The organism is Mariniflexile fucanivorans, from assembly GCF_004341235.1.
GTDB classification, from domain to species: Bacteria; Bacteroidota; Bacteroidia; order Flavobacteriales; family Flavobacteriaceae; genus Mariniflexile; species Mariniflexile fucanivorans.
The window spans coordinates 22,854-44,948 of record NZ_SLUP01000006.1 but is presented as its reverse complement, the minus strand read 5'-3'; the positions used below and the strand labels follow the sequence as shown (position 1 = coordinate 44,948).

Sequence of the window (22,095 nt, the reverse complement as noted above, 5' to 3'; positions counted from 1 at the left end):
CAATTAAAACTTTAATCTACATAATATCAAATGAAAAAACATAAAAAAAACCTAATTATGAAAGGGTTTATTAAATTCGAATATTTTTAACAAGTTTGCTGTTAATTGTTTTATAAAGCCATTGAATATTAAAAACACTCTATAAAATAAACTACCTCAGGGCAAGCCCATGAGGTATTAAATTCCAAAAAAAAAAAAGGAAATTCCAAATTCCATAAATGAAGACGAGGCAAGTCTCGGGGTATTAAACCCTAAAAAATCAAAAAAATTAAAATCTTAATGCTTTTTTTACAATACTCTTTAATTTATAAAACACCATATAAGCCATGGGCAATAGGTCTTTTTTATAAAACTTTAAAGGTGTATTATTTACTAAAAATTTGAACTTGAATATAAAAAACAGATTTTTTTTAATTGCTTTGTTTAAACCTACTAAGTTTAAATATCTAATATTTTTATATTTAGGGACTTCAAACTCCACTCCTTTGCTAGCTAAACAATAAAAATGGGTGAAATTTACACCAGCCATTAACGATGCGTCTAAGCTTAACCAAAACCTAGGGTTTATTTCAATAATTTTATAGGAATTGTCATTGGCATCATATCTCATATCAACATGTGCAACACCAGACCAATTAAGAGATATCATTAATTCTTCAATTATAGCATATACTTCTTTGTTATATAAAAATTCAACACCTAATGGCGGCATAAAATCACTTATATCTTTCATTGTTGCTTTTTGTATTGTAAATGCCAAAATTTCGCCATTTTCACATAAAACGCTACAATCTATGTCATAACCCTCAATATAATCTTGAATTAGATAAGGAAATTCAATTTTATTATTTAAAAAATAGTGATTTAACGATTTTTCATCATTAAACAGTATAATTCCAGCACCTCCACCTATATAATCCTCAATTAATTTCATGATTACGGGGAAATTTATTGGAGACTTTTCACAAATTTCATGCTCAGAAAACAAAAAAGTGGTAGGAGAAGGTAACTGATTATAAGTGAGGTATTTTGATAACTCTCCTTTATTAATAGCCTTATTAAAACTCTCAATTGGAGGCACTAGCCCTAATTTATTAGGTGTTACATGCCATTTGTTCTTCGATAAACACCTAATAGCCTTTTCATCAATGGGTAAAATAATATCAATATTGTGTGTTTCTACAACATTATTAATGCCATATATCCAGTCTATTTCGTTTTCTTTATTAAGATTTGGGAGAGCATGTATTTCAGTTATTTTATTTGAACATGCTATAGTCTTAGGCAATTCAGATGCAATAACGTGTATCTTCCAGTTTTTGTTTTCCGACAGACAATTAAGAACAATCCTCAACGTGTAACTATCTCCATCTGGTATAAGTACAGAGAGGTTTCTGTTTAATGCTCTCATATTGAATTGATCACTTTAATTAATTTACAAGATTAAATTTTGAAAATAATATAGATGTTTGCAATGCAAATATGCATCCATAATTGGGTTTATAAAAAAAATAATCTGTTAAAAAAGCAAAAAAAAAAGCCGCTTCAGTCAAGAAACGGCTTTTTTTTTAATTATTACAATCTACAATTCATTAAAAATAGAGTGCATTAATCGTTTTTTATCGTTAATACTTTCTTCTAAGGAAATCATGGTTTCTGTTCTATAAACGCCTTCAATATCATCTAACTTAAATATAATTTCTTTAGCGTGTTCTGTACTACGGGCTCTAACTTTACAGAAAATATTAAACTTTCCAGTAGTAATATGCGCTACAGTTACAAATGCAATTTCATTGATACGTTCAAGTACAAATTTTGTTTGCGATGTATTATTCAAATATACCCCCACATAGGCTATAAATGAATACCCTAATTTTTTATAATCTAACATCAATGAGGAACCTTTTATAATACCTTGCTCCTCCATTTTTTTAACACGTACGTGAACTGTACCTGCCGATATTAATAATTTTTTCGCAATATCTGTGAACGGAATTCTTGTGTTATCAATTAACATGTCAAGAATTTGATGATCAATTTCGTCTAATTTAATTTTACCCATAATTAACTATTCTTAAATATTAAGCAAAATTAATACATTTTCATTAATAATTATGCATTTAACGTACACTTTATTTCGGTAATAATGAGATTTTTTCATTATTCATTATTACGAAAACGTTTTCGTAATCTTGATTCAATAATTCTCCTTCAGAATTAAATACCTCTAAATTATTAGCTTGAATTGTTTTATGTGCAAAATAAGCCTCTAAATTTTCAATTTTTTCAACTTTGGGAATAAAATGAATTTTATTGTCAATTAATTTTTCTTGATATAAAATACCAATATCTGTAATGGCCTCTCCTATTTTGGCATTTTTTATAATAATGTCTAAAAATAATTTTTCATTTTCTGGAATTTTCAAATAAGAATCATAATGAACCCCCGTTACCTCGTTTTTTGAAATATAATCCAACGAAGCTATATAGGCTATATAAATAAAGCTTCTCGTTTCTTCTCTTGCATAATCGTTTGGATAATGTCCCGCTTCAAAAAGAATAGTTGGAACGTTTTCGCTTTGAAATGTATCTCCAACACAGTTAATATTAAAAGCATCATCATAAACCCCAACTTGATGGGGTATCAATTCTTGCAAAGCCTTATCCATAACCGCGATAATCTCCATCGCTATTTTTCTATTGGGCGTTATAGTACATGCTTTGTCTTGAGCAGGCGCTAAAAATGATACGGTGGCAGGGTTATTAGTCTTTCCTGCACTAAAAATAGTGCGTTGCCCATGTAGATTATAGCAATAATGAGGTTTAAAGGCTTCAAATGCGCTTCTTAGCACTTTGCTTTCTGGTTGGGTTAAATCTTGAGCATCTCTATTTAAATCTATTTGATTCGCGTTAATACGTGTATACGCTTGGGCGCCATCAGGACTCAAAATGGGTATAATATATAAAGTACATGAATTTAATATATTTTTTACAGACAAATCATCACTTAAAAGCGTGTTCAAAAGGTCGAACAGCGCTTTTGTGGTTGTAGATTCATTTCCATGCATTTGAGACCACATAAGAATACGTTTGTCTCCATGACCTATTTTAACTCCATAAATATGTTGGTTTAAAACAGAGGCACCTATAGTTTCAACTTGCAATTTATTAGCCATGTTTTTCAACAAAGGTTCGATATGTTTATTGGTAATGTAGCGGTGGTTTAAACCTTGTTCTTTATACTTTGAAAAAAGTGCTTTAATATGTTCAGTTAGCATGATAGAAATTTAGAATACAAATGTAAACAATTACAAATTTACAAATGTAAACAGATTAAAATAGATATTTGTTTACAATGTTATACAGTGGTTAGTTGGATTTGTTTAATAATGTAAACACTTAATCGAAAAATCTTTTAAAACAATGTTAATTAGCTAAATTTCAGCTATTTAAATAACTTTATATGAAGTTTATATTTATATATGCAAAATTTTAATTAAAAACTCATCGCTATGTTTGTTTTTAATTGGTTACATTTGTAACAATTAACACATTTGTAACATTTACAATGATAAACACAGAAGCTTTTACTAAAAGACTCCAACAAGTCATAGATTATTATGGAGAATCCGCTTCTTCTTTCGCTGAAAAAATTGGCGTACAGCGCTCTAGTATTTCACATATTTTGTCTGGTAGAAATAAACCTAGCTTAGAGTTTGTTTTAAAGATACTCTCTACTTTTCCTGAAGTTGAATTATATTGGCTATTAAATGGTAAAGGCGAATTTCCAGCAACAAAAAAAACCATAGTACAAAATACTATACCCTTCACTTCTTCAGAAGCACCACCACCATCACCAATAATTGAAAAAGAAATCGCTTCAGAAATTACACAGGACAAAACAATTGAAAGAATTGTTATTTTTTATTCTGACGGAAGTTTTAAAAATTTTCAGAATTAACACATTAAGTTTAGTATTTTTACTTCGAAATAATAAACTCATGAAATTAGTATATCTTTTAGTTTTATTGACTTTTTTTAGTTGTTACGAAACACAACGCCGTTGTACCGATTATAAAACGGGGGAATTTTATAGTGAAGTAACTATTGATGGTGAATTGTTCAAATCTAAATTTAAACGTACGGAATCACTTCAAATTGAAGTTTACAACAACAAAACCGATTCTTCTCAATTACGTTGGATAAATGATTGTGAAGTTATTTTTAAAACCATAAACCCAAAGAATATGGCAGAACATAAGGATATTCACCTAAAAATTCTAACAACAACTGATTCTTCATACACCTACGAATATTCCTATGTAGGCGAAACAATAAAACAAAAAGGCGTTGCTTATAAGGTACAGGCTAATTAAAAGGGTATAGAAATGATTCTACCAAACTAAATGTCAATTGTTTATCTTGGTTTATTTGGTAGGTTATAAATAATTCACCCCAATAATGGCCATCTGAAAAATCGGCAATAATCCATTTGTGGTTCAACAATTTAATGGTATTGATCATCATGCGTTTCCCTTCTTCAGAAGCATATGGAATGATAGGGTGTTCTCCTTTTTCTTCATTTAATTTATAAAGTTCATCTTTTATTAAAGGAACCAATTCTGCCACATTATAGCCTTGATTTTCAAAATAGCTAATAGCATCTTCGTTTCTTTCAAAATTAAAATGTGATAAATCTAAATTTTCATCTTGTAAAACAGATATAGAATCCTTATAACGCTCTGCTTGCGCTTTGTAACCGTCTAGTTTATGGTTCATGTCTTCAAAAACCCGTTTAGAGTTCACATATTGGAACAATATCAATAATATGGAAAAAACGAATAAATAAATAAAAATTTTCTGTTTCATTTGATTGTGTTTATTGTTTTATTGGACAAATTTTGTTTGCTATGAATTAAACCTTTAATACTAATCCTTTTAGCATGCCCGTTTCATTTTGTGAATTTTAGATTGTTATTTCTAAACCATCGTAAGCTAAAAACACATTTTTTGGTAATGTTTTTTCAACAGCATCATGAAATCCTAACATATGGCTAATATGAGTTAAATACGCTTTTTCTGGTTTTACTTTATTAATAAATTCAAGTGCTTCTTCTAAATTAAAATGCGAGTGATGTGGATCAATTCTTAAAGCATTAATCACCAAAATTTTTACATGTTTAATTTTTTCAATTTCTTTATCACTCACCGTTTTCATATCGGTTAAATAAGCAAAGTCATTAAATTTAAAACCAAAAACCGATAAAGCATCATGCTTACCTTTTATAGGCATTACCTCTATGTTTTTCAAAATAAAAGGTCTGTTTTTAATACGATTTGTAATGACCGTTGGTGCTCCAGGATATTTGTTTTTTGTAACAAAAATATAATCAAACCTTTTTTTAAGCGATTTCAATACCCGTTTATGTGCGTAAATAGGGATATCACCTTGTCTGAAATAAAAAGGTCTGATATCATCCAGCCCCGAAGTATGGTCTGAGTGTTCATGTGTAAACAAAACGCCGTCAATTTTTGTGCAATTGGAACGTAGCATTTGATACCTAAAATCGGGACCACAATCAACAACATAGGTATATCCATCCCATTCTACTAAAACAGAAACACGTAAACGTTTGTCTTTTTTATTTGTGCTTAAGCATACGGGGTGCGTGCTTCCTATTATGGGGATGCCTTGTGAAGTTCCAGTACCTAAAAATGTTATTTTCAAAAAAATTAATCTTTAATTTATTTTCACTTAATAAGTTGTTTTTTAAAATTTAAATCATTAAAAACAGATATAATTAATATAATCCATAATTATGGTCAAATATTTACTAGAAACCAAAAAATGACACTTTCATTTTATATGTTCACTAAAAGGATTCAAATCTACCAACAAAATTAGAGTTATTTTTTTATTTGTTCTATTATTTGATACCTTTGTTAGTATAATTTTGTAACCCAAATAGTAACATGGAAATTACCTTAAAGGGAGATAGGGAATTTGAAGAAATTCCGTCATTAAAAACCAAAGCTCTACGTATAAACCTAAATGAAAACATTTACGGTACTTTTGCTGAAATTGGAGCTGGACAGGAAACAAGTAGGCATTTTTTTAGAGCAGGTGGTGCTTCTGGTACCATTGCAAAAGCGATGTCTGCTTACGATAAAGCTTTTAGTGATTCTATTTACGGGGCGGAAGATGATGGACGCTACGTTACGGAAGCTCGGTTAAAAAAAATGCTTAACCATGAAATTGAGCTTATTGAAAAACGTCTTAATAGAAAAGATTATCCTAATAAAATGTTTTTCTCATTTGCAAATACGGTAACTACTATCGATTTTGCAAAACAATTTAAAGGCCATGGATGGCTTGGTATTAAATATCAAATAGATCAAGGTCAAGAATACAACGAAATTCACTTACACATACGTTTTAAAGAAACCGATGCTAGATTACAACAAGAAACACTTGGTGTTATTGGTACAAACCTAATTTATGGTGCTTTCTATAAGTACAATGAACCAAAAAAATTACTACGCTATTTATACGATCATTTAGATAAAGACCAACTTGAAATTGATACTGTAAACTTTTCTGGGCCTCTATTTAAAAATGTTGATAACCGATTAATGAGTTTACAACTTGTTAAAAATGGGATGACGGATGCTGTAATGTTTGGTTCTGATGGAAAAAATGTCCTTCCTGCTCGTGAATTTTACAAGAAAAACATTTTAGCTTTTAGAGGTAGTTTTAGACCTGTAACCCAAGTTAATATTGATATGTATGAAAATGCATATAAAATGTTTATTGAAGAAAAGAAAGTTGATCCAGATAATACAGTAGTGGTTTTTGAAATTACACTATCAAATTTACGTGCTGAGGGTGAAATTGACGAACAAGATTTCATGGATAGAGCAGATTTGTTATGCTCTCTAGGACAATCGGTTATGATAACCAACTTTCAAGAATACTATAAGGTAGTCGAGTATTTCTCAAACTACACAAAAGCACGAATGGGACTAGCTATGGGTGTTAGTAATTTGGTAGATATCTTTGATGAAAAATATTATCGCCATATGAGTGGTGGTATTTTAGAAGCCTTCGGCAAACTGTTCTTTAAAGATTTAAAAGTATATCTATACCCAATGATAGATGTAGAAACGAACGAGTTGATAAATAGTGAAAATTTAAAGGTATATCCACGTATGAAAGAATTATATAAATTCTTTAAATACAACGGAAAGGTTATCGATATCAAAGATTATGATGAAAAATGCCTTACCATATTTTCACGAGAAATTATGCAGCAAATTGCCAATGGTGAAAATGGTTGGGAAGATAAACTCCCTGAAGGCATTGCCGATTTAATTAAAGATTATCGAATGTTTGGCTATACACGAAAACCTTTAGTATTACAAAAACGAAGAAAAATAACTAAATAGAAAAAAAAACCTTCTTTAACTCAAGAAGGTTTTTTTTTATTCTAGTATTTGGGCTGCGTGAATTTTTGCTTTTACAGCATCAATAACACGATCTACCACACCTGCTTCATTAATAACAAATGTTTTACGATGGATACCATCAAAAGTACGTCCCATAAATTTCTTAGGACCCCAAACTCCAAAGGCATTAATCATAACTTTATCTACATCAGCAATCAAAGGGTATTGAAATTCATGCTTATTTTTAAAATTTGATTGTTTTTTCTGAGTATCAGCACTCACACCTAGTATTTCATAGCCAGCATCAGACAATTCCTTATAATGATCACGCAAATTGCAAGCTTCAACAGTACAAGTTGGTGTACTAGCTGCTGGATAAAAGAAAACAATTAACTTTTTTCCTTTATAATCAGATAATTTTATAACATTTCCTTGTTCATCAAATACTTCAAAATTTGGTACTTGGTCGCCTTGTTTTAATGTGTTCATAATAGTAACTTTGATTTTAACAAAAATACAACATGACAAAGGAAAATAAGGTAGAATTTGTAATTAAAACTCTTAAGGAAATTTATCCAACCATCCCTATTCCGTTGGATCATAAAGATCCTTATACACTTTTAGTAGCTGTTTTACTTTCAGCGCAATGTACCGATGTTCGCGTCAATCAAATTACACCTCTATTATTCAAAAAGGCAGACAACCCATACGATATGGTAAAATTTTCGGTTGAAGAAATTCGAGAAATCATAAAACCCTGTGGACTTTCACCAATGAAAAGCAAAGGTATTTATGGACTTTCAAAAATTTTAATTGAAGAGCACAATGGTGAAGTACCTAAAAGTTTTGAGGCTTTAGAAGCGTTGCCTGCTGTTGGCCATAAAACCGCTAGTGTTGTGATGTCACAAGCCTTTGGAGTGCCTGCGTTTCCTGTTGATACACATATACACAGACTTATGTATCGTTGGAATTTAACAAATGGTAAAAATGTAGTGCAAACAGAAAAAGATGCTAAACGTCTATTTCCTGAAGAAATCTGGAACGATTTACACCTTCAAATTATTTGGTATGGCAGAGAATATTCTCCTGCTCGTGGATGGGATTTGGAAAAAGATATTATTACAAAAACTATTGGTAGGCAATCTGTAATTAATGATTATTATAAATTAAAAAGCCCTAACAAATAATTGCCAGGGCTTTTCACTACTCAGTTTAGAAGCGCTTCAAACTTCATTTTATTACAATTTATAACACTTAAAGCTTTTGAGTAATTTAAAATAAAATTAACCGTTTCTTTTCTCGGTTCAAGTTCGTTCAAATTTTTAATAGAATTTTCAGAGTAAATTTTTGCCATTTTAATAATTTAAGGGTGAATTTAATTTATTAACGCAGCTAAATTTACTTTATTGCACTAATTCGTTAAAATTATATTATGCTTTTCTATAATTTTTCTAAGGTTGATTAATGCATAACGCATCCGCCCCAATGCCGTATTAATACTAACACCCGTTTTGTCTGATATTTCTTTAAAACTTAAATCTTCATAAATACGCATTAACAACACTTCTTTTTGGTCTTCGGGCAGTTCTTCAACCAAACGCCTTACATCTGTTTCTACTTGTTCTTTAATAATACTGTTTTCTGCATTTAAGCTATTGTCACTTAGCACAGAAAAAATATTAAATTCATCGGTATTGGCAAATTTTGGCATTCTGTTGTTCTTTCTAAAAAAGTCAATTACCAAATTATGTGAAATTCGCATAACCCAAGGCAAAAATTTGCCTTCTTCGTTATAAGCACCTCGTTTTAAGGTGCGAATTACCTTAATAAAAGTGTCCTGAAAAATATCTTCAGCAACATCTCTATCATAAACTTTAGAATATATAAAACTGTAAATTTTTTGTTTGTGCCTATTAATAAGAATTTCTAAGGCACTCTCATCACCTTTAATATAACTGCTAACTAACGTAGCGTCTTCTATTAGTTCGTATTGCATAATCATTACTTTTTAGGGCATAGAAATGGTTCTCTGCTTGGGGTTATTAGTCTAAAAGTAATGTTTTGCTATAAGCGTTAGGTGTTTAAAGTATTGATTAATAGAATCAAATATACCAATAATCATTCCGAAAAAACAAAATTATTTTAAATTATTTATAATTTAATTGATTTTTGGTCGTTGCTTACTACTTTTTTTCTTTCATTTTTAATTCGAAATTCATAATTCGTAATTGTTATAGTATCTTTGCAAAATTATTCCTTTAAAAACCTATGACTACTAACATTTCCGAAGTAAACCCGAAAGAAAACATCATTATAAAAGGTGCAAAACTGCACAATTTAAAAAATATTGATGTCGTGATACCCAGAAACAAATTAGTGGTTATTACAGGTTTATCAGGCTCTGGAAAATCAAGTTTGGCGTTTGATACGCTATATGCAGAAGGCCAAAGACGCTATGTTGAAAGTTTATCGAGTTATGCGCGCCAATTTTTAGGCCGACTTAACAAACCCAAAGTAGATTATATAAAAGGTATTGCACCTGCCATTGCTATTGAGCAAAAGGTAAATTCTACCAATCCACGCTCTACAGTTGGTACCACTACCGAAATTTACGATTACTTAAAATTACTGTTCGCTAGAATTGGAAAAACCTATTCGCCTATTTCTGGTTTGGAAGTTAAAAAAGACACAGTAACTGATGTTTTAAACTATTTAAAAACATTTAAAGAAGGTGAAAAACTACTGCTCCTCGCTCCTATTTATTTAGAAAACGGACGCACTATGGAAGACAAACTTAAAGTCTTACACCAACAAGGATATGCTAGGATTAAAGTTAATGATGCCGTTGTTAGAATAGATGGAGTGGGTGCTTTTGATAAGAAAGACTTTATTTTATTGGTTGTAGATAGGATTATTTATAAAGATGAAGAAGACTTTCAAAACCGACTTGCAGATGCGATTCAAACAGCTTTTTTTGAAGGTAAAGGCGAATGTTTAATCGAAACATTAAGTGATAACAAACAGCGTTCATTTAGTAATAAATTTGAAGCAGATGGTATTCTTTTTTTAGAACCAAATGTTCATTTATTCAGTTTTAACAATCCATATGGCGCTTGTCCAAAATGTGAAGGCTATGGTGATATTATTGGCATTGATGAAGATTTAGTGATTCCAAATACCGGACTTTCAGTTTATGATAATGCAATTTTTCCATGGCGTGGTGAAAGCATGAGTTGGTTTAGAGATCAATTGGTTAATAACTCCCATAAATTCGATTTTCCCATTCACAAACCTTACTTTCAGTTAACCGATGCACAAAAGCAACTTATTTGGGATGGCAACAAACATTTTGAAGGTTTAAATTCGTTTTTCGCCGAATTAGAAGCTAAAGCCTATAAAATTCAAAACCGTGTAATGTTATCGCGTTACCGCGGAAAAACCAAATGTAAAGCCTGTAATGGTAAACGTTTAAGAGTTGAAGCTAATTATGTAAAGGTTGGAGATGCTACCATCACCGATTTAGTAGAAATGCCGTTAAATAAATTGGCAAACTTCTTCAATCTATTAGAGCTAAATGATTACGATACACAAGTAGCGAACCGTCTATTAAAAGAAATTAATAACCGTTTATCATTTTTAGCAAACGTTGGGTTAGATTATTTAACACTAAACAGAAGGTCCAATACGCTTTCTGGTGGTGAAAGTCAGCGTATTAACCTCGCTACTTCTTTAGGTAGTAGTTTGGTGGGTTCGATGTATATCTTAGATGAACCGAGTATTGGCTTGCACCCAAAAGATACGGAACGCTTAATTGTGGTTTTGAAACAATTACGCGATTTAGGAAATACCGTTATTGTTGTGGAACACGATGAAGATATTATGAAAGCTGCCGACACCATTATAGATATAGGTCCGGAAGCTGGTACTTTTGGCGGCGAATTGGTTGCTCAAGGTACTTTTAAGGATATTCTTGCTTCAAATTCATTAACTGCTCAATATTTAAATGAAACATTAAAAATTGAAGTTCCTAAAACCCGAAGAACTTCAAAATATTATATTGATATTATTGGTGCTCGTGAAAACAACCTAAAAAATATCGATGTTCGTTTTCCTTTAGGCATGTTAACTGTTATTACAGGTGTTTCTGGGAGCGGAAAAAGTACCTTAATTAAAAAAATATTATTTCCTGCACTTCAAAAAAAGCTAACCGATTTCTCCGATAAACCTGGTCAGTTTTCGAGTTTAGAGGGTAATTTCAGCAATATAAAACATATTGAATTTGTTGACCAAAACCCTATTGGAAGGTCTTCTCGCTCCAATCCGGTAACTTATATTAAAGCTTATGATGATATTCGGGCGTTGTTTGCAAACCAGAAATTAAGCAACATTCGTAACTACCAAGCGAAACACTTTTCTTTTAACGTAGATGGCGGACGCTGTGAGACTTGCAAAGGTGAAGGTGAAGTAACCATTGAAATGCAATTTATGGCAGATGTGCATTTAGAATGTGAAACCTGCAAAGGAAAACGCTTTAAAAAAGAAGTACTTGAAGTCACGTTTGCAAATAAAAACATTGATGATATTTTAAATCTAACCATTGATGATGCCATCACATTTTTTGAAGCTAACAAACAAACAAAAATAAAAACCAAATTACAACCGCTTCAAGATGTTGGTTTGGGCTATGTTACATTGGGACAAAGTTCGTCTACCCTTTCTGGTGGCGAGGCGCAACGTATAAAATTGGCAACCTTTTTAGGAAAAGGTGCTAATAAAGATAATGCTCTTTTTATTTTTGATGAACCTACTACGGGCTTGCATTTTCATGACATTCAAAAATTATTAAAATCATTTTACGCCTTAATTAAAAACGGACATTCCATTATTGTTGTAGAGCATAATTTGGAACTTATTAAATGTGCCGATCATATTATCGATTTAGGACCAACTGGTGGTGAAAATGGCGGGAATTTGGTTGCTACGGGCACACCTGAAGCTGTTGTTAAAGTAAAAGCTTCGGAAACTGGCAAATACTTAAAAGATAAACTTTAACAAACAGAATCATTCTTATTATATATTTCTTTCCCTTCATAAAGAGGCGAAATTGAGACATCTTTCACGGTGAATCTTAATCATTTTATACCTTTAAACTATTTAATTCCCCCTAACGTCGAAATTAACCCACTTTCAAATATCTAAAAATATTTTTGGCACGCATCTTGAAAACTACTTTGCAATAGCGTACGCCGAAAAGCTAAAAGAGTAGGCAAATATTAAATATTTAAATTATGAAAATAAAAATTACTCTAATCACTTTTTGCTTTATTATAGCTACAGGTTTCACTTTTGCTCAAAAAAAAGATGAACAAAAAAGTATTATAAGCCCAAAAGTGCAAATTAACAAATATCATCAAATAGATGAATTAGAAAAGCTGCCTAAAGGAGAATTACTACATCTATACACAGAAAGAATTCAAGCCTTAACTAATGCCATACCTTATTTAGCACTTGCAACAAAACCAGGAGCTACTATGACTACTCTTGGTATCCCTAGTACAAATGAAAACATAAAAGCACTTGAAAATCAAATAGAGAATACGGATGATTATGTTGAAAATACTTTAGAATTTGAAAAAGTAATTCTACCTTATTCAGACACCAAAAACTTAATGCGTGCAATCATATTTTATGAGGACATCATGAAATCGCTTAACACATATGATGATCTTTATTGATTAGGGAAAAATCGATTTTATCAATTAATAAAAACCCCAAATAAACTTTTTATTTGGGGTTTTATATTTATAATTTATTTTTCAAAGTCGCTAATAGTCAACCCATTATTAAATTTAATATCAGTCCAAGTTACATTGATCCATGGTTCTTCATTTACATCGGCATTCCAAGTAGATTTTTTGTATTGGCGTTTTGTTGGAATTAACATGCCTTCTACTTCTTCGTATTCAAGTTTCATCAAATTCGGAATTTCCATAGCCCCAAAATCTGCTACAGTAAACAGGAATTGATCTACTAATAAGGTTTCTTTGTTAATATAAAGCTGATAAATATCCGTAGGCTTATCATTAATGGATTGAAAAGTGATTTTAACAACCTCGTATACTTTATTATTTATTGTTTTTTCTCCAATATATTCATAATTCAAACCTGGATCCATTAATTTTTGAAACATGGCAAACCAATAAAAATTAGTAGGTCGGTTGAAGGCGACACGTTTCAATCGAACGCTATCCGTTAAAATTTCACCATTATGCTTCAGCCAATACTCATTACCATCATAACCCTGCTCAATAACCCCTTCTAAATCAGGAAACGTGCGTTCATGCTTGTTGTAGGCGCCGTAAGACAATTCACCTTTAAATAAATATTTTTCTGTTGAAACATCTATTTTTCCATCTGGTGTTAGATAGGTATAAGTATAAACAACGTCCTTTTTTTTAAGTAATGTTTGATAATTGCCTACTTTTTCAACCATGTTATATACCAATTCTTGACCTTTATTTTTATAGGTTGGTATAGGTTCTAGAACTGTTTCGGACTCTTTTTTGTCTTTACAAGACAGAAAGAATACACTTAAAAAAATAGTTGATAATAAAGTAAATTTCATATTATATAATTTTAGTTATTAAAATTAAACCAAAGCACCATTCGCGCCTATTACTTGTCCAGATATCCATTTTGAATCATCACTTGACAAAAACAATACAACACGTGCAATATCAATAGGTTTTGCAATTCTATCAAATGCCGTCATAGCTCCTAATTTATCAATAGTTTCTTGTGATTTTCCTGTTAAAAATAATTCAGTTTCTGTAGCTCCTGGAGCTAATGCATTTACGGAAATTCCTCTGCCTATTTCTTTTGAAAACACACGCGTCATTTGCTCAACCGCTGCTTTTGATGCTGAATATAATGCATAGGTTGGAAACATTAATTTTACGGTACTCGATGAGAAATTAATAATATTTCCATTATCGGCTAATTTTTTATCGGCTTCTTGTAACGTATTGAAAATTCCTCTAACATTCACATCAAATTGTTTAGTGAAATCTTCCTGTGTATTATCTTTTATTTTTTTGGAAATCATCACACCGGCATTGTTGACTAAAACATCTATTCTACCATAGGTTTCAATAGCCTTGTCAAACAAGTGTGTAACCTCTTCCCTATTACTTACATCTGCCTTTACAGCAATGGCGCTACCTCCATTATTTATTATGGTTCTTACTGTTTCATTCGCTTCTTTTTCACTATTGGAATGATTTACAATCACTTTAGCACCATTTTTAGCTAGAAGGATCGCAATTTCTTTTCCTATGCCTTTGGAAGCACCTGTTACGAGAATAACTTTGTTTTCTAATTTCATCATGTTATTTTTAGGAATTACTAAACTTTTTTTAATTGTTTTAAATATAATGCCAATCCTGAGATGTATTCATCAAGAATCAGATCGTCATCATACAATTTTCTAATACCTCGAATACCTTCAAAAGCACTAATTAAAAACACTGCCACAGCACTACTTGAAATATATTCATGAATAACACCTTCCTTTTTCCCACTTTCAATCAATTTTATTAATGCTAATTTCCAGGACTCTATAATATTTTTTAAAGCAAATTGGTAGGCTATTTCAAAATCACCAATCTCATTAATAAGATTATTCATAGGGCAACCATGTTGCTTATCATATAATGAAAAGGTTTTAATGCGGTGCAAAAATGTATTTTCCAAAACATTAAACACATCCCCAAGTTCGCCCAATGGTTCTATCATAGCTTGATGTACCCTACTTTGCAATTTTGAACTTATAACTTCTAGCCCTAATTCCTTTTTGCTTTTATAATGATGATAAAATGCGCCTTTGGTAAGTTTAGTGGCTATCATTATTTTATCAATACTCGTGGTTTTAAATCCATTTTCATGAAATAGACGAAATGCTTCATCAATAATGACTTGTTTAGTAAGCTCCGACTTTAAATCTTGTTGCATCCTGCAAAGGTATTTAAAAAAGATACTAACTAGTATGTTTTGTGTTTTATTTAACCTATCTCCTATCAAAAAACATAAATATAACTGATTATCAGCAACTTAATATGTGCCTAACATTTTTGGCACGCTGTTTGTAATTATCTAATCGTATAACAATTAATACCCACAATCATGAAAAAGTTTATATTCTTATTAGCAGGTTTAATCCTTACCGGATTCACCGTTAATGCAGCCACAAATATTACCGACAATACAAATACGATTAATAACAGAGGATATGGTAACTCATTCATTTTTGTTGAAGATGGTATTGAGTTTTCAGTTTTCCCTGATGGACAATTCGATTTTAATATTTTAAGAGGTAATTCCAACTTAAATGTCTCCATTGGTTCGCCTCATGTAAATATCAGTTTTAACTCTGGTTACGATTATAACGCATATGTGCAATACGATGAATATGGTGCCATTATTCAAATAGAAAACACACCATTATATTATGATTATTATGGACGTATTACACAAGTTGGAAATGTAAATATTAATTACAACAACAATGGTTATGTAAACCGTGTAGGTGGTCTATATGTTCATTACAACAATTATAATGTGTTTTCATACTGTACTGGCTATATAAATGTTTATAACAGAAACTATATTTACAGACCTTGGCATAATTATTATAGCATACCTGCATATAATTACCGTGTAGTTTACAACAGGCCATACAGACAGTATTATACGCCTGTTCGTTATACCTACTCTAGACCTTTTTATAACAACCACAGACCTAAAACTGCTGTTTATAGCAGACGTGGTGAAACTATTTCAAGAAATAGAGATTATGCAACCGTAAACAGAAGTTCTAGAAACGTAACTCAAATTAATAGAAATGTAGCTTTTAATAGATATGAAACTTCGAGAAATGACATTGGTAGACGTGACAATAATAATAGAAATTCTGAAGTAGTAAACAGAATTGATAATTCTAGAAATAATTCGGTTTCTAGAAGCAATGATTCAAGAAATAACAATTACAGAAGTAATGATGTTATAAGAACAAGAGAAACCGGTAATAACAGAACCGTTATTCAAAATAACAATACAAGAACAAATGATGTAAAACGCACAAGAGAAAACACTGTTACACAAAAACCAAATAACAATAATACTCGTACATATACTAAAAGCAATAGCACAACCCGAAGCACACCTAATGTAGCACAGCGTACAACAAGAACAACAGAAAGTCGTACTGTTACTAGATCTACTCAAGGCAAGCCAATGGCTACACAAAGTAGAAGTAATTCTGGAGATAATAATACAAGATCTGAATCTACATCAAGAAGAAGATCATAACAAGTTTGGTTGGTTAGTTTGGAAATCCCTGCAATAAGTTTGCCTCAAAGCAACATTGCGGGGGTTTCTGTTTTTAATTCCAACGAAAGTGGGAATCTCTTTTTTAGAAAAAGGCGATTACTTAAGTTTCAAATACTTTCTAATAACTCCTGAAATGTCTTCGGAAACATTCAGCTTCAAAACAATTAGAACATAAACGAAGGTTGCTAATAACGATTTTAAAGCTATATTTATAATAGGATGAAAAGGAAATTCCCAAAAGTAAAAAAGTAAAACACTCAACACAATCAACCCTAAAACTTTGGCGGTATCTTTATTAAAAGGCATCATGTTAAACTTCACTTTAACAAAATAAATTTTAATCGTATTATAAATAGAAATAGCTAAAAATGTAGCAAATGCCGACCCATTAATTCCATACAAGGGAATAAATAAAATGTTTAGAAATATGGTTAAAATAGTTAAAACAACACCAAATAACAGCACCATTCTGTAATAATCACTATTAAATAATACCACATTATTACAACCCATCAAACAATCGTAAAGTTTCGCTATCCCCACCAGAAACACTACTAAAAGTCCATTACTAAATTCTTTAGGAATTAAAAGGTATAAAGTGTTTATGTTTATGATGATAATTATAAAGATGAATCCACCAATAATAAACAAGGTCTGTGAACTTCTTACATATAAATCGTTGAGCGCTACTTTGTTTTTATCGTTTAAATATTGTGCTGTTAATGGTTGAAGAATTTGCTGCATAGAGCGTGATGGCACTACAATAACCGTTGCAATATATATGGCAACACCATAATAAGCTACTTCTTGAATTGGGATATACATGCCCAACATAAACGAATCGATATCCAAAATAATAGTCGCAATAGAACCCGCTATAATAATAAGTGATGAGTATTTTAAAATAGCACTCAATCCTTCTATTCTGTAAAACTTTAACACAGGGAATTTGATGGTGAAGGCGTAGAATTTCATAATAATCATTCTGATAATGTAAACCCAAACCACGCCCACAACAAATTGTTCTACATCAAGCCATTTGAAATACACAGCAAACAATAAAAGCATGACGCCTACTCTATGAAATACTTCTTTCATAAAGTTACCAAACACCGTTTGCAATTGCGTTTTAGACCATGCAAAAAACACTTCGAAATACGCCATGGCTACTGCCGAAACAAAAATGTACCACACATAACCTTTAACAATCTCGTTTTTTTGTGATAACAACTCACCAATAGCTTCATAAGTAAAAACACCAATTAAGCTAACAGGAATAATCATGGCTAGAGGCAAAAACAGCATCAATGTTAAAAAGCTATTGAGGGAATTTTTTGTTTTAAAAGACGAATAGAATTTTATAATGGTATTATGAGCACCAAAAGCCATTAACGGCATTACAATATTGGCTGTAGATAAAATAAAAGCCACCAAACCATAATAAACATCGGAAATAAAATAAGTGTATAAGAATAAGGTATTAAGTGCACCAATACCAAAACCTAAATAGGTTGAAACCGTGTTCTTAAAAGATTGTGATGTTACAATACCCATTTATAATAATTTCGATAATGTTTCTGTGAGTGATTTCCGGCTGTATTTTTGTAACCCAATGGGGTGTACTTGTAATGTGTTTTTTTGATATGAATTATAATGCTCTAAGATAACAGTTTTTAAAGAATCATAATTCTGATAATTAAAGTAGTGTCCCGTGTTGGTTTCTTTAATTATTTTTTCAACATCGGAATCGTTTGGACCGATTGCAATTATTGGTCTATTGGAAACCATATATTCAAATAATTTACCTGGAATAATACACTTAGTATCCTCTGAATCTATTTCAATTAATAATAAAACTTGTGATTTTTTTTGAAATACAATAGCTTCTTTATGTGATACATATCCTATCTTATTTATATAATCACTTAAATTGTAATTTTTAATAGATTCAAGTATACTTTCGCTTATAAATCCTATAAAATCAAGTTGGAAATCTTTTGAAAAAGACTTGTTTTCAGCGATTAAATCCCTTAAAACTTGCCATAAAATTTCTGGATTTCGTTTAGATAACAACGAACCTATATGTGCTAAAGTGAATTTTGAATCCATTTCAAACGGAGCTACAGATTCGTAATCATAACCATTTGTAATCACCTCAATAGGTTTGTTTGTTAATTGCTGAAATTCCTTTTTAGTTGTGAAACTTGTTACAATAATTTGGTTGGCGGTATTTAAAACCTGCTTTTCTAAAGCTTTATGTTTTGCTTTTGAGGCTTCGGTAAGCATTAACTCTTTATGGTATCCAATGGTTGTCCATGGGTCTCTAAAATCGGCAATCCACTTCACTCCTAGCTGTTCTTTTAATTGCAATCCAATTAGATGCAAACTATGTGGCGGACCTGTAGTGATAATCATTTCAATGTTTTCTTTTGAAATATATTCTAAAAGAAATGCTACAGATGGTTTTACCCAAGCCTTACGAGCATCAGGAATAAAATAATTGCCTCGAATATAAAGCATCACTTTTTCAACAAAACTTTGGGTTTTCTTTTCAGAAATAATGCCTTTGCTAATGGTTTTTGATGTTTTTTTTGAAAATAAACCAGCTAACTTATAAGGTTCTTTAATGGGTTGTTTTAAAATAATAAGATTACTTGAAACTTCTGTATTTAAATGAGCATCAACAATAGGATAATTAGGATTTTCAGGAATATAAACTACAGGTTCTATATTAAAATCGGGTAAATATTTTACGAATTTTAACCAACGCTGTACTCCAGGACCTCCTGCAGGTGGCCAATAATAAGTTATTATGAGTGCTTTTTTACGCACTTTCTTTAGATTTCTTTTTAAACTCGAAAAACAAACCACCTACCAATAGTAACCCTAGTAAAATGGAACTTGCCAACGCAATACGACTTCCCGTTTTAACAACATCGGGATCGAATTTAAACTCAATAGTATGTTTTCCTGCTGGAACTTCCATACCTCGCAACGTGTAATTAACACGCATGTGTGTTGTTTCTTTACCATCTAAAAACGTTTTCCAACCATTGCCATAATAAATTTCAGAAAACACCACAAATCCTTTGCTAGAGTTATCAGACTGATATTTTAAATAGTTTGGCTTGTAAGAAACCAATTTTATTGTAGCTAAAGAATCAACAGAATATTTAGTTTCTAAGTTTTTATAAATTTCAGAATTAAACACTGCTTTGTTTTTGTTATCCAAACTATCTAAAGCTTTAATTTCTTCATTTGCAGTTGTTATGGGTTTTAATTCTTTCACAAACCACGCATGTCCATTGGCTTCATCGTTTTTGTAAGGAAATAAGTTTCCTTCATTGTCTTGCGCAATCATATACTTCGTGTTAAGCATATTAAGCACGTTAATATTGTTTTTGGCTACATAAAAATCAAACAATTCGCTGTATCGTTTTAATTCCGCAGCATTATACCCATTCAATGAATTATGAAAATACGATGGTTTTGCAGCACCACCAACCAAATCGAATACTCTATAATAACCTTTGTCTTCTAAAATATAATTATCAATCTCAGTCGCTTGGAATGGTTTATTAACTTCAATGGACGAAACAAAATCATCATTATTAACGTAGCGTCTATCAACACCTACCAAATCAAATAAAATAAGAATTCCTAAAACAGCAACAACCCATTTTTCTTTCAGTTTGTTATTCAAGTACATATAAATAGCACCCGCAGAAAACAATACTAAAATTAAAGTTCTTAAAGTATCGGTGGTGAAAATCGATTTTCTATCCTCTTTTAAAGCATCTACAAACGCTTCCCCGTAATTCTGACGATAAAAACCATCATTCACACCAACAAAATCAAATAAAGAAGATTTGAATAATAGAAATAACAAGGCTAAACCACCTGTTATTATAGCTGAATATTTTAAAGCTTTTAGTTTTTCTTCTTTCTTTTCAAAATCGTTAAACAATTTTACCAATCCGAATATCGCAAGCACAGGAATACATAATTCTAATATAACTTGAATGGATGTAACGGCTCTAAATTTATTATACATAGGCACATAATCGATAAAGAAATCGGTTAAAAAACCTAAGTTTTTTCCATAAGATAATAATAGTGACAACATTGAACCTCCAACTAACCACCATTTCAACCTGCCTCTAACTAAAAACAAAGCAAACACAAATAAAAACAACACCACAGCACCAATATATGCTGGTGCTTCTACAATAGGCTGGTCGCCCCAATACATAGGCGCGCGTTTCGCTTCTTGTGCTGCTTGGGTTGTAGTAGCTCCTAACGTTCTAAAAGCTTCATATGTCGCAGAATCTTTCCCTACATCTTCACCATTGCCACCGCCCATAAAGCGAGGAATAAATAAGTTAAACGTTTCGGCAAATCCATAGCTAAATTGGGTAATATAATCTCTATCCAAACCAGAACTCACTTCTTTTGGTGATCCATCAGGATTTATAGTTAATTCGCTTTTTCCACGGGTACTTTCTTTCACATACTCTTGGGTAGCCAATACATTGGTTGCATTTAGCGCAATTCCTAAAATAACGGCAACCATTAAAATACCCACAGTTTTAAAGTAATGTGGAAGTTCTTTCTTTTTATATGCATCAATTAAATAAGCGATACCCAAAACAACAACCAACATCATTAAATAGTATGTCATTTGAAAATGATTCGCGACCATTTCAAGGCCCATAGCTATTGTTGTGAGTAAAAAACCTGCGACATAACGTTTTTGGAAGGTTAGCAAAATGCCACTCAAAACCAATGGCATATAAGCAATGGCATGCGCTTTACTGTTATGCCCCACCCCTAAAATTATTATTAAATAGGTAGAAAAACCAAAAGCTAATGCCCCAAGAGTTGCTAATTTAAAATCGACTTTTAACACCAATAACAGCACATAAAAACCTAATAGATAGAGAAATAAATAATCTGCTGGTCGGGGTAAAAACCGAAGTGTTAAATCTAATTTTTTAATATAATTGTGAGGATATTTTGCTCCTAATTGATAGGTTGGCATACCTGCAAAGGCACTATTGGTCCAATAAGTTTCTTCGCCTGTAGCTTCTCTAAAATCGTTTTGTTGCTTGCTCATGCCAATATATTGCATGATATCGCTTTGAAAAATTTGTTTTCCTTGTAAAACGGGATTAAAATATGCTAAAGAAATAATAATAAATCCCAGAATAACTAGAATGTGTGGAAGTAGCTTTTTTATTGAAAACTGCATGAAATTATTTT

General features: G+C 31.3%; 21 protein-coding genes. 7 read left to right on the top strand and 14 right to left on the bottom strand.

Annotated elements, in window-relative coordinates:
• Positions 1–268 precede the first annotated feature (268 nt).
• From EV196_RS12635 to EV196_RS12625, 3 genes are all read right to left on the bottom strand, one after another.
• Positions 269–1,411, bottom strand: a complete 1,143-nt coding sequence (locus tag EV196_RS12635; protein ID WP_132218137.1) for an ATP-grasp domain-containing protein — start codon at positions 1,409–1,411, stop codon at positions 269–271.
• A 171-nt stretch (positions 1,412–1,582) separates the two neighbouring features.
• Positions 1,583–2,062 carry an Lrp/AsnC family transcriptional regulator gene (locus EV196_RS12630; protein ID WP_132218136.1) on the bottom strand — a complete coding sequence of 160 codons (480 nt, stop codon included), beginning with the start codon at positions 2,060–2,062 and terminating at the stop codon, positions 1,583–1,585.
• 70 nt (positions 2,063–2,132) lie between these two features.
• A complete protein-coding gene (locus tag EV196_RS12625; protein ID WP_132218135.1) occupies positions 2,133–3,278 on the bottom strand; it encodes a M14 family metallopeptidase in 1,146 nt (381 codons plus the stop codon).
• Positions 3,279–3,568: 290 nt separating this feature from the next.
• Between EV196_RS12625 and EV196_RS12620 the strand changes: the two genes are divergently transcribed.
• Both EV196_RS12620 and EV196_RS12615 read left to right on the top strand, forming a co-directional pair.
• Positions 3,569–3,961 (top strand): helix-turn-helix domain-containing protein, encoded by a 393-nt coding sequence (locus EV196_RS12620; RefSeq protein WP_132218134.1) that lies wholly within the window; start codon positions 3,569–3,571, stop codon positions 3,959–3,961.
• 40 nt (positions 3,962–4,001) lie between these two features.
• Positions 4,002–4,376, top strand: coding sequence for a DNA topoisomerase IV (locus EV196_RS12615; protein WP_132218133.1), 375 nt, complete (start codon positions 4,002–4,004; stop codon positions 4,374–4,376).
• Here EV196_RS12615 and EV196_RS12610 read toward each other — a convergent pair.
• Both EV196_RS12610 and EV196_RS12605 read right to left on the bottom strand, forming a co-directional pair.
• The gene (locus EV196_RS12610) at positions 4,369–4,869 is read right to left on the bottom strand and encodes a hydrolase (protein ID WP_132218132.1); all 501 of its coding nucleotides are present in this window, start codon (positions 4,867–4,869) and stop codon (positions 4,369–4,371) included. The two genes, EV196_RS12615 and EV196_RS12610, sit on opposite strands and share 8 nt — an antisense overlap.
• 97 nt (positions 4,870–4,966) lie before the next feature.
• Positions 4,967–5,728 carry an MBL fold metallo-hydrolase gene (locus tag EV196_RS12605; RefSeq protein ID WP_132218131.1) on the bottom strand — a complete coding sequence of 254 codons (762 nt, stop codon included), beginning with the start codon at positions 5,726–5,728 and terminating at the stop codon, positions 4,967–4,969.
• A 245-nt stretch (positions 5,729–5,973) separates the two neighbouring features.
• Here EV196_RS12605 and EV196_RS12600 point away from each other — a divergent pair, with 245 nt between their 5' ends.
• A complete protein-coding gene (locus EV196_RS12600; RefSeq protein WP_132218130.1) occupies positions 5,974–7,446 on the top strand; it encodes a TonB-dependent receptor in 1,473 nt (490 codons plus the stop codon).
• Between the two features lie 36 nt (positions 7,447–7,482).
• Here EV196_RS12600 and bcp read toward each other — a convergent pair whose 3' ends face one another.
• Positions 7,483–7,935 (bottom strand): thioredoxin-dependent thiol peroxidase, encoded by a 453-nt coding sequence (bcp, locus tag EV196_RS12595; RefSeq protein WP_132218129.1) that lies wholly within the window; start codon positions 7,933–7,935, stop codon positions 7,483–7,485.
• A 32-nt stretch (positions 7,936–7,967) separates the two neighbouring features.
• Between bcp and EV196_RS12590 the strand changes: the two genes are divergently transcribed.
• Entirely contained in the window at positions 7,968–8,633 is a 666-nt protein-coding gene (locus EV196_RS12590; protein WP_132218128.1) for an endonuclease III domain-containing protein, read from the top strand.
• A gap of 20 nt (positions 8,634–8,653) precedes the next feature.
• On the opposite strand, the gene EV196_RS19935 is transcribed toward EV196_RS12590, so the two are convergent.
• Both EV196_RS19935 and EV196_RS12585 read right to left on the bottom strand, forming a co-directional pair.
• Positions 8,654–8,800 (bottom strand): hypothetical protein, encoded by a 147-nt coding sequence (locus EV196_RS19935; RefSeq protein WP_165876167.1) that lies wholly within the window; start codon positions 8,798–8,800, stop codon positions 8,654–8,656.
• A 57-nt stretch (positions 8,801–8,857) separates the two neighbouring features.
• Positions 8,858–9,442 carry an RNA polymerase sigma factor gene (locus EV196_RS12585; RefSeq protein ID WP_132218127.1) on the bottom strand — a complete coding sequence of 195 codons (585 nt, stop codon included), beginning with the start codon at positions 9,440–9,442 and terminating at the stop codon, positions 8,858–8,860.
• Positions 9,443–9,714: 272 nt separating this feature from the next.
• Here EV196_RS12585 and uvrA point away from each other — a divergent pair, with 272 nt between their 5' ends.
• The gene (gene uvrA, locus EV196_RS12580) at positions 9,715–12,498 is read left to right on the top strand and encodes an excinuclease ABC subunit UvrA (protein ID WP_132218126.1); all 2,784 of its coding nucleotides are present in this window, start codon (positions 9,715–9,717) and stop codon (positions 12,496–12,498) included.
• Between the two features lie 236 nt (positions 12,499–12,734).
• Positions 12,735–13,181, top strand: coding sequence for a hypothetical protein (locus EV196_RS12575; RefSeq protein WP_132218125.1), 447 nt, complete (start codon positions 12,735–12,737; stop codon positions 13,179–13,181).
• A 74-nt stretch (positions 13,182–13,255) separates the two neighbouring features.
• On the opposite strand, the gene EV196_RS12570 is transcribed toward EV196_RS12575, so the two are convergent.
• From EV196_RS12570 to EV196_RS12560, 3 genes are read right to left on the bottom strand one after another with little or no spacing between them, the layout of a single operon-like run.
• A complete protein-coding gene (locus EV196_RS12570) occupies positions 13,256–14,071 on the bottom strand; it encodes a DUF6503 family protein (RefSeq protein WP_132218124.1) in 816 nt (271 codons plus the stop codon).
• A gap of 24 nt (positions 14,072–14,095) precedes the next feature.
• On the bottom strand, positions 14,096–14,833 hold the full coding sequence (locus EV196_RS12565; RefSeq protein ID WP_317128018.1) for an SDR family oxidoreductase: 738 nt from the start codon (positions 14,831–14,833) through the stop codon (positions 14,096–14,098).
• A gap of 17 nt (positions 14,834–14,850) precedes the next feature.
• The gene (locus EV196_RS12560) at positions 14,851–15,456 is read right to left on the bottom strand and encodes a TetR/AcrR family transcriptional regulator (RefSeq protein WP_132218123.1); all 606 of its coding nucleotides are present in this window, start codon (positions 15,454–15,456) and stop codon (positions 14,851–14,853) included.
• A gap of 171 nt (positions 15,457–15,627) precedes the next feature.
• Between EV196_RS12560 and EV196_RS12555 the strand changes: the two genes are divergently transcribed.
• Entirely contained in the window at positions 15,628–16,812 is a 1,185-nt protein-coding gene (locus EV196_RS12555) for a hypothetical protein (protein ID WP_132218122.1), read from the top strand.
• A 117-nt stretch (positions 16,813–16,929) separates the two neighbouring features.
• Here the strand turns inward: EV196_RS12555 and EV196_RS12550 are convergent, their stop codons facing one another.
• From EV196_RS12550 to EV196_RS12540, 3 genes are read right to left on the bottom strand one after another with little or no spacing between them, the layout of a single operon-like run.
• Positions 16,930–18,387, bottom strand: a complete 1,458-nt coding sequence (locus EV196_RS12550; RefSeq protein WP_132218121.1) for an oligosaccharide flippase family protein — start codon at positions 18,385–18,387, stop codon at positions 16,930–16,932.
• The gene (locus EV196_RS12545) at positions 18,388–19,665 is read right to left on the bottom strand and encodes a glycosyltransferase family 4 protein (protein WP_132218120.1); all 1,278 of its coding nucleotides are present in this window, start codon (positions 19,663–19,665) and stop codon (positions 18,388–18,390) included.
• A complete protein-coding gene (locus EV196_RS12540; protein ID WP_132218119.1) occupies positions 19,658–22,084 on the bottom strand; it encodes a YfhO family protein in 2,427 nt (808 codons plus the stop codon). The genes EV196_RS12545 and EV196_RS12540 overlap by 8 nt, the downstream gene beginning before the upstream one ends.
• Positions 22,085–22,095: the final 11 nt, after the last annotated feature.

Bases quoted from the DNA above. Each gene is read 5' to 3' on its own strand.
- EV196_RS12635 (WP_132218137.1), bottom strand. From the start codon at position 1,411: ATGAGAGCATTAAACAGAAACCTCTCTGTACTTATACCAGATGGAGAT.
- EV196_RS12630 (WP_132218136.1), bottom strand. From the start codon at position 2,062: ATGGGTAAAATTAAATTAGACGAAATTGATCATCAAATTCTTGACATG.
- EV196_RS12625 (WP_132218135.1), bottom strand. From the start codon at position 3,278: ATGCTAACTGAACATATTAAAGCACTTTTTTCAAAGTATAAAGAACAA.
- EV196_RS12620 (WP_132218134.1), top strand. From the start codon at position 3,569: ATGATAAACACAGAAGCTTTTACTAAAAGACTCCAACAAGTCATAGAT.
- EV196_RS12615 (WP_132218133.1), top strand. From the start codon at position 4,002: ATGAAATTAGTATATCTTTTAGTTTTATTGACTTTTTTTAGTTGTTAC.
- EV196_RS12610 (WP_132218132.1), bottom strand. From the start codon at position 4,869: ATGAAACAGAAAATTTTTATTTATTTATTCGTTTTTTCCATATTATTG.
- EV196_RS12600 (WP_132218130.1), top strand. From the start codon at position 5,974: ATGGAAATTACCTTAAAGGGAGATAGGGAATTTGAAGAAATTCCGTCA.
- bcp (WP_132218129.1), bottom strand. From the start codon at position 7,935: ATGAACACATTAAAACAAGGCGACCAAGTACCAAATTTTGAAGTATTT.
- EV196_RS12590 (WP_132218128.1), top strand. From the start codon at position 7,968: ATGACAAAGGAAAATAAGGTAGAATTTGTAATTAAAACTCTTAAGGAA.
- EV196_RS19935 (WP_165876167.1), bottom strand. From the start codon at position 8,800: ATGGCAAAAATTTACTCTGAAAATTCTATTAAAAATTTGAACGAACTT.
- EV196_RS12585 (WP_132218127.1), bottom strand. From the start codon at position 9,442: ATGCAATACGAACTAATAGAAGACGCTACGTTAGTTAGCAGTTATATT.
- uvrA (WP_132218126.1), top strand. From the start codon at position 9,715: ATGACTACTAACATTTCCGAAGTAAACCCGAAAGAAAACATCATTATA.
- EV196_RS12575 (WP_132218125.1), top strand. From the start codon at position 12,735: ATGAAAATAAAAATTACTCTAATCACTTTTTGCTTTATTATAGCTACA.
- EV196_RS12570 (WP_132218124.1), bottom strand. From the start codon at position 14,071: ATGAAATTTACTTTATTATCAACTATTTTTTTAAGTGTATTCTTTCTG.
- EV196_RS12565 (WP_317128018.1), bottom strand. From the start codon at position 14,833: ATGATGAAATTAGAAAACAAAGTTATTCTCGTAACAGGTGCTTCCAAA.
- EV196_RS12560 (WP_132218123.1), bottom strand. From the start codon at position 15,456: ATGCAACAAGATTTAAAGTCGGAGCTTACTAAACAAGTCATTATTGAT.
- EV196_RS12555 (WP_132218122.1), top strand. From the start codon at position 15,628: ATGAAAAAGTTTATATTCTTATTAGCAGGTTTAATCCTTACCGGATTC.
- EV196_RS12550 (WP_132218121.1), bottom strand. From the start codon at position 18,387: ATGGGTATTGTAACATCACAATCTTTTAAGAACACGGTTTCAACCTAT.
- EV196_RS12540 (WP_132218119.1), bottom strand. From the start codon at position 22,084: ATGCAGTTTTCAATAAAAAAGCTACTTCCACACATTCTAGTTATTCTG.